The 12823-nt window shown below is 64.0% G+C and carries 11 protein-coding genes; 4 read left to right on the forward strand and 7 right to left on the reverse strand.

What is annotated here, in order from left to right; all coding sequences use genetic code 11:
* Positions 1–7 precede the first annotated feature (7 nt).
* The gene (locus tag AAFP29_RS13555) at positions 8–757 is read left to right on the forward strand and encodes a CPBP family intramembrane glutamic endopeptidase (RefSeq protein WP_419217878.1); all 750 of its coding nucleotides are present in this window, start codon (positions 8–10) and stop codon (positions 755–757) included.
* 64 nt (positions 758–821) lie between these two features.
* Positions 822–1454, forward strand: a complete 633-nt coding sequence (locus tag AAFP29_RS13560; RefSeq protein ID WP_419217879.1) for a hypothetical protein — start codon at positions 822–824, stop codon at positions 1452–1454.
* A 13-nt stretch (positions 1455–1467) separates the two neighbouring features.
* On the opposite strand, the gene AAFP29_RS13565 is transcribed toward AAFP29_RS13560, so the two are convergent.
* Both AAFP29_RS13565 and AAFP29_RS13570 read right to left on the reverse strand, forming a co-directional pair.
* Entirely contained in the window at positions 1468–2268 is an 801-nt protein-coding gene (locus AAFP29_RS13565) for an adenylate/guanylate cyclase domain-containing protein (RefSeq protein WP_419217880.1), read from the reverse strand.
* On the reverse strand, positions 2268–2609 hold the full coding sequence (locus AAFP29_RS13570; protein WP_419217881.1) for a hypothetical protein: 342 nt from the start codon (positions 2607–2609) through the stop codon (positions 2268–2270). The genes AAFP29_RS13565 and AAFP29_RS13570 overlap by 1 nt, the downstream gene beginning before the upstream one ends.
* A gap of 65 nt (positions 2610–2674) precedes the next feature.
* Between AAFP29_RS13570 and AAFP29_RS13575 the strand changes: the two genes are divergently transcribed.
* Positions 2675–3010, forward strand: a complete 336-nt coding sequence (locus AAFP29_RS13575) for an RNA polymerase-binding protein RbpA (protein ID WP_007317807.1) — start codon at positions 2675–2677, stop codon at positions 3008–3010.
* A 68-nt stretch (positions 3011–3078) separates the two neighbouring features.
* Here the strand turns inward: AAFP29_RS13575 and AAFP29_RS13580 are convergent, their stop codons facing one another.
* The 5 genes from AAFP29_RS13580 to cobN all read right to left on the reverse strand — a co-directional run bounded on the left by AAFP29_RS13580 (position 3079) and on the right by cobN (position 11579).
* Entirely contained in the window at positions 3079–3867 is a 789-nt protein-coding gene (locus AAFP29_RS13580; protein ID WP_419217882.1) for a polyprenol monophosphomannose synthase, read from the reverse strand.
* Positions 3851–5458, reverse strand: coding sequence for an apolipoprotein N-acyltransferase (gene lnt, locus AAFP29_RS13585; protein WP_419218101.1), 1608 nt, complete (start codon positions 5456–5458; stop codon positions 3851–3853). Before lnt ends, AAFP29_RS13580 begins: the two co-directional genes overlap by 17 nt.
* Before the next feature lie 89 nt (positions 5459–5547).
* On the reverse strand, positions 5548–7200 hold the full coding sequence (locus AAFP29_RS13590) for an amidohydrolase (RefSeq protein WP_419217883.1): 1653 nt from the start codon (positions 7198–7200) through the stop codon (positions 5548–5550).
* 37 nt (positions 7201–7237) lie between these two features.
* Positions 7238–7738, reverse strand: a complete 501-nt coding sequence (locus AAFP29_RS13595) for an FxsA family protein (protein ID WP_419217884.1) — start codon at positions 7736–7738, stop codon at positions 7238–7240.
* A gap of 169 nt (positions 7739–7907) precedes the next feature.
* Positions 7908–11579 (reverse strand): cobaltochelatase subunit CobN, encoded by a 3672-nt coding sequence (cobN, locus tag AAFP29_RS13600; RefSeq protein ID WP_419217885.1) that lies wholly within the window; start codon positions 11577–11579, stop codon positions 7908–7910.
* 41 nt (positions 11580–11620) lie between these two features.
* Between cobN and cobG the strand changes: the two genes are divergently transcribed.
* Positions 11621–12811, forward strand: a complete 1191-nt coding sequence (gene cobG, locus AAFP29_RS13605) for a precorrin-3B synthase (RefSeq protein ID WP_419217886.1) — start codon at positions 11621–11623, stop codon at positions 12809–12811.
* Positions 12812–12823 lie beyond the last annotated feature (12 nt).

The raw sequence follows: 12823 nt of genomic DNA on the forward strand, positions 1-12823 counted from the left end.
TGACCCAGTGTCGGATCTAGGTGCGCGAATCTCCACCGCTTTACGCGTGTTCGCCGAGCACCGTCGTGGATTGGCACTCGTCATCGCGGTCGTCGCAACACTTGTCGCCGCCAACCTGCTCGCCCATTTCACTTCCTCACTCGCCGCGGTCATCGTCGTGCCGATCGCTGCCGCACTGCTTCTCATCGGCGGTGCGCTGGCCGGATTGAATTGGTACGACTTAGGTTTGACACCCCGACAATTGCGCGTCGGAGCTCCCTGGGCGGCAGCTGCGATAGCTATCGTCGCGGTGATCGTCGGCGTCGCGGTAGCGATCCCGTGGTTCCGGCAATTCTTCGTGACCGATCGCTACAGTTCACCGGCCGACGCTCTGTTCGCGGCATTCGTCACCATCCCGCTGGTGACGGTGTTACCCGAAGAAATCGCGTTTCGGGGCGTCCTGCAGGGAGCGATGCTCAAGGTGTTTCCGCGCACGATAGGCATCGTGATCGGCGCGGCACTCTTCGGGCTGTGGCATATCGCCTCTTCATTCGGCCTGACCGGCGGCAACGAAGGCCTCAGCGGAATACTCGGCACCGGAACTTTCGGTCAGATCGCGGGAATCGTCGGGGCGGTCGTCTCCACGACGCTCGCCGGTCTCGTCTTCGGGTGGCTGCGGTACCGAAGCAGCAGTTTGCTCGCACCTATCGCGGCACATTGGGCTCTCAACGCGACCGGAGCTCTCGCCGCGGCAGCGGTCTTCCACCTGTCGACCTAAGCTATCTGCCGACATCTGCGGCCAAGCGGGCGAAAACGGGCGCGGGATGCCTAGACTTCCCTGTATGAGTCCCGACAAGCATGGCGACCCGGCCGAGTTCAACAATCCGCAACTTGACGTCGATGCGCCCGCACCGCCGGCCGGTGAATCGTTCGGCGACAAAGTGAATCGATTCGCACGCAAATTCGCGATCATCCTGGTTGCCATCGGCTTGGCGGTAATCACCTATTTTATCCTCGCCAATTTTCTGCCGCAGTGGTGGGCCCAGCGCATCGCCAACCGAGTCGAGGGCAAGTTCAGCAGTGGGATCTGGTCCGGGCTGACGCTCGGCTTCATCTGCACGCTGCTTCCCATCGTGTTCGTCGCCCTGGCAGTGGTGAATCGCAAGAAGCTCAAGAACATCCCGTCACTCGGATTCGTCCTGCTCGCCGTCATTACCGCCATCCCCAATCTGCTGACCCTGTCGATTGTGGTCGGCCGCACCAGCGGGGCCTACCGCGGCCAGAACATCCTCGACATCAGTGCCCCCGGCTTCCGGGGCGCTGGACTCTGGGGAACGATCATCGCCGTCATCGTCGGCGTAATCGTCTGCTATTACATCTGGCGATTCCGGCGTCGGGGACGGGACCTACGCAAAGCGAAGGCGACCAATGCCGAACTGAGCGCGGCACAACAGGACTCCGACGAAAATCCGTAGCGCCTAAGCCAATTCAGTATTTGGGCACTACCGAGAACACCTGGAGTTCCTTCGGCACACCCTTGGCCCGAAACCGCCTACGGCGAGCGACAAAAGCATCCGGATCGCACTGTTCCAGCGCCCGGTCGCTCGCAAATACTTCACCGGGGCCGGCGGCGGCCGAGACGCGGGCAGCAATATTCACGTCGACGCCGAGGAAGTCGTCGCCGACCGCCCGCGGCGCACCGGTGTGCACGCCGGCACGCAGTTGCGGACGGTAGCCGTCAATGTTGACGGCGTTGACCGCGCCGATCGTCTCGTGTGCAGCCAAGATGGCCTCGCCAGCATCGACGAATACAGCCATCGTGCCATCGCCGAGGCCCTTCACAATCTGACCGCCTCGGTTCCGTACCACTTCGGCGGTGGCCGTATTGACCGCGGCAAGAAGTTTCAGCACCTGGTCATCACCCGCTTGTAGTGCCCAGGTGGAAAACGCGACGAGGTCGGTGAACAGAATCGTGGTGGGAACCGGCTGGTTGCCGCGAGGGCGGCGTCGAGTCAGGTTCTGCCATACCTCTACCGAGGCCAATCCCAATTCTCTTACCGCACTGGGCTGTTCGCGATTCGCATGGTCGATCAGCCGTGCCAGACGATCCGACGGCCGCTCCACCCGCCCTACAGTCGAAGGTGACCCGGCCACGACGGTGCGTGCGGCCCGCGCGAATTTCACCGCATGTTCGCTGGAGTCAGTGCGCGCCAACAACTCCGCCGCCCGACGCCGGGCCGAGGGCTTGGGAGACTCCCCCTCCGGGGCGGGCACTGCACTATCAGACATCAACGGAACCTCTCGGCCTGTGTCGCTCGCTCCAGCACATCATCTCGCAACGACTCGACGACAGCTGCCGACGCACCCTCTGCCACCGCGGTGGCAAGGTCCTCCGCCGCGCACCGCAGTTCGAACAATCGATCCCGGAAGCTCTCGATCTCGTCCGATGCGAGAATCACCGCATCGTCGGGAATGGAAGTGCCCTCGGTGAGCGTTCTCTGTTCGTACGCGCGCTGACGACACGACTGTTTGCAGTACTTACGCCGGCGGCCACGCTCGGAATCAACTATCTGCCGACCGCACCACGCACACGCGTACGGGCGCCGACGCCCAACCACAACACTGGTCACACGGTTGAGAATACAAGCGCGTAGGATATTGAGGTTAACGCGCAAGCGATTTGAGAGGATTTTTCATGGCAGATCGAGTTCTTCGGGGTAGCCGACTCGGCGCGGTGAGCTACGAGACCGATCGAGATCACGATCTTGCGCCCCGGCGCATCGTTCAATACAAGACTGACAACGGCGAGATCTTCGACGTACCGTTCGCTGACGACGCCGAGGTTCCGTCGAAATGGCCGTGCAAGAACGGCATGGAGGGCACCATCCTCGAGGGCGGGGTGACCGAGGAGAAGAAGGTCAAGCCCCCGCGCACGCATTGGGACATGCTGCTCGAGCGTCGCTCCGAAGAGGAACTCGAAGTATTGCTCAACGAGCGTCTCGACATCCTCAAGCAACGTCGTCGCGGCTAGTATCACCGACAACGACAATCCGCCCCCGACCGTCGAGGTCGGGGGCGGATTTCGTCTAAGCCGATATTTCAGCTGCGGCTGAACTTCTTACGACGGCTCTCGATACCCCATTTGGCCACCTGCAGGAAGGCCTCAGTCATCACGCCACCGCTCATCTTCGACTCGCCGATGGCGCGTTCGGTGAAGGTGATCGGAACCTCACGGACGATGAATCCGGACTGCAGTGTTCGCCAGGCCAAGTCGATCTGGAAACAATAGCCGGCCGAATCGACGTCATGGAGCGCGATTGTTTGCAACACGCTGCGGCGATACGCACGGAAACCGGCGGTGATATCGCGGATCGATGATCCGAGGGCCAGCCGGGCGTAAGTGTTGGCACCCTTGGACAGGAGCTCGCGCCGCTTGGGCCAGTTCACCAATTCGCCGCCGGGCACATACCGCGATCCGATGGCGAGGTCGGCGCCCTCGTTCACGGCATCGAGAAGTCGCGACAATTGTTCAGGTGCATGTGAACCGTCGGCATCCATTTCGATGATGACGCGGTAGTCGCGATCAAGCCCCCAGGCGAAGCCCGCGAGATAGGCCCTACCCAGCCCGTCCTTCTCGGTGCGGTGCAACACGTGGATCCGCGAGAGAGAATCGGCAGCAGCAAGCTTGTCGGCCACTTCGCCGGTGCCGTCCGGACTTGAATCGTCGACGACGAGCACCCCGATACCCGGCAATGCCTCATGCAGCCGAGTCAGGATGATGGGCAGATTATCCCGCTCGTTGAAGGTCGGAATTACGACCAGCGCGCCCTCACCGGTGGGACCGACCTGTTCGGTCGGGTGTTGCGCACCGTCAGTCCCGGCTGCCATCGGGCTCCTTTGTGGTCGTGCCGTTCCCACGCTGGGCACCCGGCATTGAGTTGAATCGCCTACTCAATCTAGTGCGCGTGGCTATCGCAAACAAAAAGCCGCAGATGGCAAACACCACAAGGACCGTTGTAGGCCAGCCTCCCAGCCGCGTCGCCAGCGTCTTTTGACTGTGCAGAACGACCCGCGCAGTGAGGGTATCGGGAGTGAAAAACTCGCTTTGCGCGGTGATCGTCCCATCGGGTGCGACGATCGCGCTGATCCCCGACGTCGCCGCGACCAGCACAGTTCGTCCATGTTCGACAGCGCGGACCTGGGACATGGCGAGTTGTTGATAGGTCATTTCGGTCCGGCCGAAGGTCGCGTTGTTGGTGGGCACGTAGAGCAGTTGCGCACCCTGATCTACGGCGGCCCGCGCGGAACGGTCGAAGGCGACCTCCCAACAGGTTGAGACGCCAACGCGAACCGGTCCGGAGGTGCCGGGCACGGTGAGCACCGACGACCCGGTCCCGGGCTTGAAATCGCCGGCCATGTCGGCATAGGAGGAGAACAGCCGGAAGAACGAACGCCACGGAAGGTACTCGCCAAACGGCTGCACGATGTGTTTGTCGTATCGACCAACCGGCCCGTGCGCGCCCTGCCAGGTGAGAACCGTGTTGGTGTATCGGCCGTCGGGGTTGTCCACCAACGTGCCGACCAATATCGGCGCGCCGACCGCGAGTGAGGCGTCGCTGATCTCCTGCGCGGCATCAGGATTGGTCAGCGGCGAGATATCGGACGCGTTTTCAGGCCAGACAACCAAGTCGGGTCGCATGGTGGTTCCCGCGTGGACGGCCGCAGCCAATCGCTGAGTCTCCTTGACGTGATTGTCGAGTACCGCTCGACGCTGCGAGTTGAAGTCCAGCCCCAATCGCGGCACATTGCCCTGGATCACGGCGACCGTCGCGGTCGACGGCGAGAGGGTTTTGTCCAACGATTCGGGGGTTAGTGCGATCGCAGCCACGGGCGCGACCAACACCAGCACGAATACCACCATCGCGGTGCGCAGCCGGCTCGACTGCAAAGGATGACGATCGTCTGGCCGCGGAGCGCCGTCGGCGGCAGAACGACGATACGATTGGACCGCCATCGCCAGCAGCCATGCCGCCGACGCGCCGAACAGTGCGACTCCGAACGACAGTCCAGGCGCACCGACGGCTGCGGCCAGCGGCAAAAGCGGTCCGTCGACCTGACTGAAAGCCGCTCGCCCCCAAGGGAATCCACCGAACGGGAACGACGACCGCGCGGTCTCAACCGCGACCCAGCACAACGCGAACCACAGCGGTGGCACCGGCAGGCGCATAGTCACCGTTGCCATCACTCCGAACAGCGCCAAGAAGATCGACAAGACCGCTGCCAACGCCAACCAGGGCAACGGGCCGACGTATACACCGATCCACGGCAGTAGCGGGATGAAGAAGGCCAGGCCGAAGACAAATCCCACCCACGCGCCTTGGCGCACACTCGGTCGGCCGACGCCGACTGCGACGGCCAGCAGGCCGAGCGACGCGACGGCCAAGAACCACAGATTGCGCGGGGGGAAGGCAGCCCACATCACACCACCCGCTACCGCGCCGACGGCGGTTCGCCATCCCCAGTCGCGTGCGTTGGGATCGCTGAGCAGTTTCGTGGCCGCTTTCGTGATCACCGAGCGTCGGCCCCGAGCTCGGGATCATTGATCGCGGTGTGCCCGACGCCGATGTCGCCGAAGATCGTGCGGCCGGCCGAAACCGTTGCGACGCAGATGGGAAGATTTGCCCCGGGCGCGACGTCGGGTAGGGACGGCACTCGTGAGCGCGGATCGGTCGACCATCGCTGTACCTTCTCGTCGGAGCCCGCGACGACAAAGTCGTCAACCTCCCAGATCGAGTAATGCGCAGGCGCACCGGGGGCCAGTGTGCCGGTCATACCGTCGTTGACACCCGCCGCGCGCCAGCCACCACGGGTGCAGGCCGCGAACGCGGCCCGCGCCGATACCGCACTACTCGGCGTGTGATGATGCACGGCGGCACGCACGGTGGCCCACGGCGAGATCGCGGTCACCGGCGCGTCGGAGGAAAATGACAGTGCCACACCTGTTTTCGCGAGCATGGCGAAGTCGTTCAGCGCTGCGGCACGATCACCGAGACGCTGTGCGTACAACGCGTCGGCTCCACCCCAGGCGGCATCGAAAGCAGGTTGCATGCTGGCGATGACACCGCAGCGTGCCAGCGTCTGGGCTTGGGCGACCGACACCATTTCGGCATGTTCGACCCGGTGCGCGCATTTCGCGATACTGGCGGTCGGCACCTGTTGCGCCAACCGGTCCAACGCGTCGACGACGATACCCATCGCCGCATCGCCGATCACGTGAAAGCCGGCCTGGATACCCGACTGTGTGCAGGCGAGTAGATGTGCATAGACCTGCTGCGGGTCGAGAAAGCCAACACCGAGCGTCGTCGGCGCGTCGGTGTAGGGCTCACTCAGAAGGGCGGTATGGGACCCAAGCGAGCCGTCGATGAACAGATCTCCGGCGAGCCCGTGGGCACCGGTATCGGTCAACAACTGTGCGGCGCCCGCGTCCGAGGTGACCGGCGCGCCCCATAAGCGACGTACCGAGACCGGGTGATCGAGGCTCGCGAGTTCGACGAAGTCGTCAAGTCCGGAGATCTCCGGTCCGCCGTTCTCGTGTACCGCGACGATCCCGGCGGCCGCACAATGATCCAGGGCCGCGACTTGGGCTTGTGCTCGCTGCGCGCGGGTGAGCGATGCGCGTGCGGTCGTGCGCACGAGATGATGCGCAGCACCGGTCAGCAGACCATCGGCACTGAATCCTGGCTGGGCCGCCAGGTCGGCGACGGCAGCTCTCAGCGCCGACGACGCCAACGCGGAATGTTCATCGATACGCGCGAGGTAGACCGAACGATCGCCGACGACCTCATCGAGCTGAGCGGTGGTCGGCACCTGAACATCGCCCCAGCCCGAGTCATCCCAACCGCCGCTTATCACCACCGCGTCTCGAGGCCGGTCGGCGACCAGAATGCGCAGGCGTGCCAATAGGTCCGCACTCGACGTCGCGTCGACCAGCACGCGATCATGTAGTGCCAGTCCGAGCGATGTCAGATGCACGTGGGAATCGACGAACGCCGGAGCGACGAACCGGCCGTCCAGGTCGATAACCTCGGCATCGGGATGCAACGCGGCGCCCACGGCGTCCGAGCCGACCCACACGACGACACCGTCGGTAACCGCCAGGGCCGTGGCATCCGGCGAAGCCGGGGTGTAGACGTGACCGGAGACCAGTAGTTGGGTAGCCATAGGTCTTCTAGTGTGCCGTGCGCGGGCGCGCTGGCCCTCAGTGCCCCCGCTCGATCTGCGGCTGTGTGGCGGCGTGCGGGTAACTCGTCGAGTCGACGACGGTGCTCTCCACGAACACGGTGCCGTCCACGACCGTGCCGGGCATGACTCCGGTCGCGTAGAGGCCGGCGCGGTCGACCGCGCTAGCGAACTTACGGGCGCCGAACGCGGCGACCGCGGGAGCCAGCAGGCGACGAACCGGCTTGGCGAGCAGCAATAGGCCCAGGATCGAGGTCACGATGCCAGGCACGATCAACAACATCGTCGACACAGCCAGGAGCGCGGTATCGGTGAGCGGCCGATCCGGCGCGATCTCGTTACGCGATGCCCGTGCCAGGTCACCGAAGACCGCACGGCCGCGTCGGGCGAGCAGGATCAGCCCAGCACCGCCCGCTACCACAGCGATCAGTAGGGCCCAACCGAAGTTCAACCACACCGACAGACCGACGAACACCCCGATCTCGACGACGAGGTAGGCCAGGAAGAGTAGGCGTTTCATGTCAGCGTCCCTTTCGAAGACTTTTCGGCTGTTCCGCCTCGTCATCGGGGCCAGGTCGTTCAGGTCATGACCCGTTCCGATGCGGAAAACACGCCGATATTCTGTCTAACGAACGAGACCCCCGTTTTGCTCCCGACTTCCCGATGTGGGCTTGCTTACCCGCGAGCAGTTACTCGCCGCGCCCCTCGATATCGCCTTCGGTCTCCAGGTACACCTGACGTAAGTCGTCGAGCATCTGCTCCGGCGGCGCCTGCCACATCTTGCGTTCGACGGCTTCGAGGAGCCGTTCGGCGATACCGTGCAGGGCCCATGGGTTGGACTGTGTCATGAATTTCTGATTGGTCTCGTCGAGCACATAGGACTCGGTCAGCTTCTCGTACATCCAGTCCGCGACGACGTCGGTGGTGGCGTCGTAACCGAAGAGGTAGTCGACGGTCGCCGCCATCTCAAACGCGCCTTTGTATCCATGTCGCTGCATCGCCGAAATCCAGCGCGGGTTGACCACGCGCGCACGGAACACCCGACTGGTCTCTTCCGACAGAGTCCGCGTGCGTACCGAGTCGGGGCGGGTCGAGTCACCGATATACGCCTCGGGCGCCGAACCGGTCAGTGCGCGAACCGTTGCGACCATCCCACCGTGATACTGGAAGTAGTCGTCGGAATCGGCGATGTCGTGTTCGCGGGTGTCGGTATTCTTAGCGGCCACCGCGATCCGGCGATAGGCCGAGCGCATGTCATCGACAGCGGCTACCCCGTCGAGCCCGCGACCGTAGGCGTAACCACCCCATTCGGTATACACCTGGGCGAGGTCGGCGTCACTGCGCCATTGCTGCGAGTCGATCAATTCGAGCAGACCCGCACCGTAGGTGCCGGGTTTGGAACCGAAGACACGCGTCGTCGCACGACGACGGTCTCCGTGTTCGGCCAGCGCTTCGCTGACATGGGCGGCAACGTAATTCTGTTCGGCGGGCTCGTCGGCCCCGGCGGCCAGCGCGACGGCATCGTCGAGCATCGCGACCACATGCGGAAATGCGTCGCGGAAGAAGCCGGAGATACGGACTGTGACGTCGATCCGGGGGCGGCCCAATTCGGCGCTGTCGATCAGCTCCAGATCGACGACACGTCGCGACGCCTCATCCCAGATCGGCGAAACACCCAGTAGGGCAAGCACTTCGGCGACGTCGTCACCCGAGGTACGCATCGCCGACGTTCCCCAGATCGATAATCCCACCGATTTCGGGAATTCCCCGTGGTCGCCGAGATAGCGCTCGATGAGGGAATCGGCCATCGCCCGCCCGGTCTCCCAGGCGAGTCGGCTCGGCACCGCTTTGGGATCAACCGAATAGAAGTTGCGGCCGGTCGGCAGTACGTTGATCAATCCGCGCAGCGGCGAACCACTCGGTCCGGCGGGAATGAACCCACCATCGAGGGCATGCAACACGCGGCTGATTTCCTCAGTTGTCTGCCGAAGGCGTGGGACCACCTCGGTTGCCGCGAAAATGAGGATATCGGCGACTGCGGGCGGGTGACCGGCAGCCGCTTCTGCCACGGCCCGCACGGTCCAGTCCCCTGCGGCGCAGCGCGAAACCAATTCGCGCGCAATCGCTTCGGTGGCGTCGACGCCGCTTCGATCCACATCTGCCCCCGATGCGCTCTCGTCGAGTCCGAGGGCTTCACGCAGTCCGGGCAACGCCGACGTGCCGCCCCATAGTTGCCGGGCGCGCAGCATCGCGAGCACGAGATCGGTCTCCGACTCCCCCGTCGGCGGGGCACCGAGGATATGCAGACCGTCGCGGATCTGCACATCCTTGATCTCGCACAGCCAACCATCGACATGAAGCAGCATGTCGTCGAAGACCTCCTCGTCGGGGCGCTGCGCCAGTCCGAGGTCATGGTCCATTTTCGCCGCGGTCAGCAGGGTCCAGATCTGCTGCCGGATCGCGGGCAGTTTCGCCGGGTCCAGGGCGGAAATATTGGCGTGCTCGTCGAGAAGTTGCTCGAGTCGGGCGATGTCGCCGTAGGACTCGGCACGGGCCATCGGTGGGATCAGATGGTCGACAAGTACCGCGTGCGCTCGACGTTTTGCTTGAGTGCCCTCGCCCGGATCGTTGACTAGGAACGGGTAGATCAGCGGCAGGTCGCCCAGTGCGGCGTCAGTGCCGCATTCGGCCGACATACCAAGAGTTTTGCCCGGCAGCCATTCCAAGTTGCCGTGTTTACCGACATGGATGACGGCGTCGGCGCCGAACCCCCAGTCCTGATCGGCGAGCCAGCGATAGCAGGCCAGGTAATGGTGGCTCGGCGGCAAGTCGGGATCGTGGTAGATGGCCACCGGCTTCTCGCCGAATCCGCGTGGCGGCTGCACCATGAGGACGATATTGCCGAAAGTCATTGCCGCAACAACGATATCGCCGTCTGGGTTGGCCGAACGGTCGACGAACAGCTCACCCGGCGCCGGGCCCCAATGGCCTTCGACCGCATCGCGCAGACCTTCGGGTAGCGTCGCGAACCATTCTCGGTAGTCTGCTGCGGCGACGCGAATCGGATTGGCGGCCAAGGCTTCCTCAGTCAGCCAATTCGGGTCCTGGCCACCCGCCGCGATCAACGCATGCATCAGCGCGTCCGAATCATCCCGCGCGAGACCCGGAATGGCGCCATCACCGCTCGCCGGCCCGATGTCGTAGTCGGCATCGCGCAGAGCGTCGAACAGGCGCAGCAGACTCTTCGGTGTATCCAGTCCCACAGCATTGCCGATACGGGCGTGTTTGGTCGGATAGGCCGAGAGCAACATGGCGATTCGACGTTGCGCGGCAGGGATTTTCCCGAGTCGCGCATGTCGGACGGCGATGCCGGCGACTCGGGCGCACCGCTCGATATCGGGTTGGTACCAGGGCAGACCGTTCTCGTCGAACTCCTTGAACGAGAACGGAACGGTGATGATGCGGCCGTCGAATTCGGGGACCGCGACTTGACTGGCGACGTCGAGCGGCGACATACCATCGTCGTTGGCGGCCCAGTCGTCGCGCGAACCGGTGAGGCACAGGCCCTGCAGGATCGGAATATCCAGCGCGGCAAGACGTTCGATATTCCACGCGTCGTCGTCGCCGCCCGCTGATGCGGCAGCCGGTGTGGTACCGCCCGCGGCGAGGACCGTGACGATCAGCGCGTCGGCAGTCCCGAGCAGGTCGATGAGGTCATCCGGGGCAGTCCGCAATGATGCGCAGAACACCGGAATCGCGCGGGCACCGGCGGATTCTATTGCCGCACAGAGCGCTTCGATATACCTAGTGTTGCCGGCAAGATGTTGCGAGCGGTAGTAGAGGACGGCGACGGCGGGCTCGTCCCCACTCGCCGTCGCTGCCGCACGTTCCAGCACTCCCCACGCCGCCGTCTGAACCGGTTCACCGAATCCGAGACCGGTGAACAGCACGGTGTCCGAAAGAAAGTTGTAGGCGTTGGCGAAATTCTTGACGCCGCCGGCCGCCAGGTAGTTATGCGCCTGTGCGACAACGCCGGCTGGCAGATTGGACAGTGCCATTAGGTCCGGATCGGGCGACAGTTCGCCGGACAACACCACGATGGGTTTCTCCAGCGCCAGTACAGCGTCGAGTCCGTCCTCCCACGCCCGTTTACCGCCCAGTATGCGCACCACGATGATGTCCGCATCCGCCGCCAGCACGGGTATGTCGTCGTTGAGTAGTCGGGACGGATTGGCCCCGGTAAACGGTGGTCTATCCCCACCGATACCGTCGGCGACCGCTGCCGCGGTGATGAGATCGGTATCCGAGGTGGACAGCAACAGAATCTGTGCAGCGCGCGAATCTTGGACGGTGTCAGTCATGGTGACTCCAACCCTAATAGCGCAATAGCTAGGGTGGTGAGGTGACCCTTCGTCCCCGGCCGGCTACGCACACCGCTCAACGCGGCGCGGCCGACCGCTGTCCTGGCGTCTTTACTACTTTTTCGGCAGCCGATGGCCAACTGGCCCGAATCAGGCTGCCTGGCGGTGCGCTACGCGCCGACCAGCTCGAGACACTCGCGCAGGCAGCCGCCGATCACGCCGATGGTTTCCTCGAATTGACCGGGCGCGGAAATATTCAGCTACGCGCGATCGCCGACGTCGATGCGGTAGCCGGACTGATCTCTGCTTCCGGACTTACCACCGATGCGGCAACTGATCGGCACCGCAACATTGTTGCCTCGCCTCTATCGGGGCGAGTCGGCGGTGTCGCCGATATTCGAACGACGGTGGCCGCACTCGACGCCGCCTTGAGTTCAGGCGCGGCTCCAGAAATGTTGTCTCGTCGGTTCTGGTTCGGTGTCGACGACGGTCGCGCCGATGTAATCGCGCAACGACCCGACGTGACACTGTTCGCCACCGACTCCGAACGGTTCGACGTGTTACTCGGCGCCCGTACCGTCGGTTCGACCGTAGCCGCTTCGGCAGTGGACGTTCTCGTAGGCGCCGCCGAATATTTCGCTGCCGCTGCGCCCGAGGCTTGGCGAGTATCCGACGTCGATGCGCGGTTGCGCGCGGCGATCGGCTCGCATCTCGCGGCGACACTTGACCCGCCGTCACACAGTGATCCGATCCAACCCGCCGTCCGCACTCCGCTGGTCGGCTGGTTTCCCCAGCAGGACTCACGGGTTCTGCTCGGCGCGACAATGCCGCTGGGCCGCCTCCCGGCGCGCACAGCGCAGTTCCTCGCCGCTATCAATGCCCCGCTGATAGTGACGCCGCATCGGGAGATCTTGATCTGCGACCTCGGCGAGGATGTCGCCGACACGGTGGTCCGAGTCCTCGCGCCAATGGGGTTGATCTTCGACGTCAATTCACCGTGGACCCTGGTGTCGAGCTGTGCTGGCGCGCCCGGCTGCGCGAAGGCGCTCTCGCCGGTGCGCGAACACCTGACCAAACAGGTCGACCTGACACCCGATGCGATCACCGAACCGGAACACTGGGTGGGGTGTGAGCGGGCCTGCGGCACGCCCACCCATCCACATACGCGGGTCCAAGCTGTGTCCGATGGAGCGGGCGGGGCGATCACTTATCGCCGAACGCCCATGTCATAGGCTGACTTTCAT

It is taken from the genome of Gordonia sp. CPCC 205333 (genome assembly GCF_048537885.1).
Taxonomy (GTDB): Bacteria; Actinomycetota; Actinomycetes; order Mycobacteriales; family Mycobacteriaceae; genus Gordonia.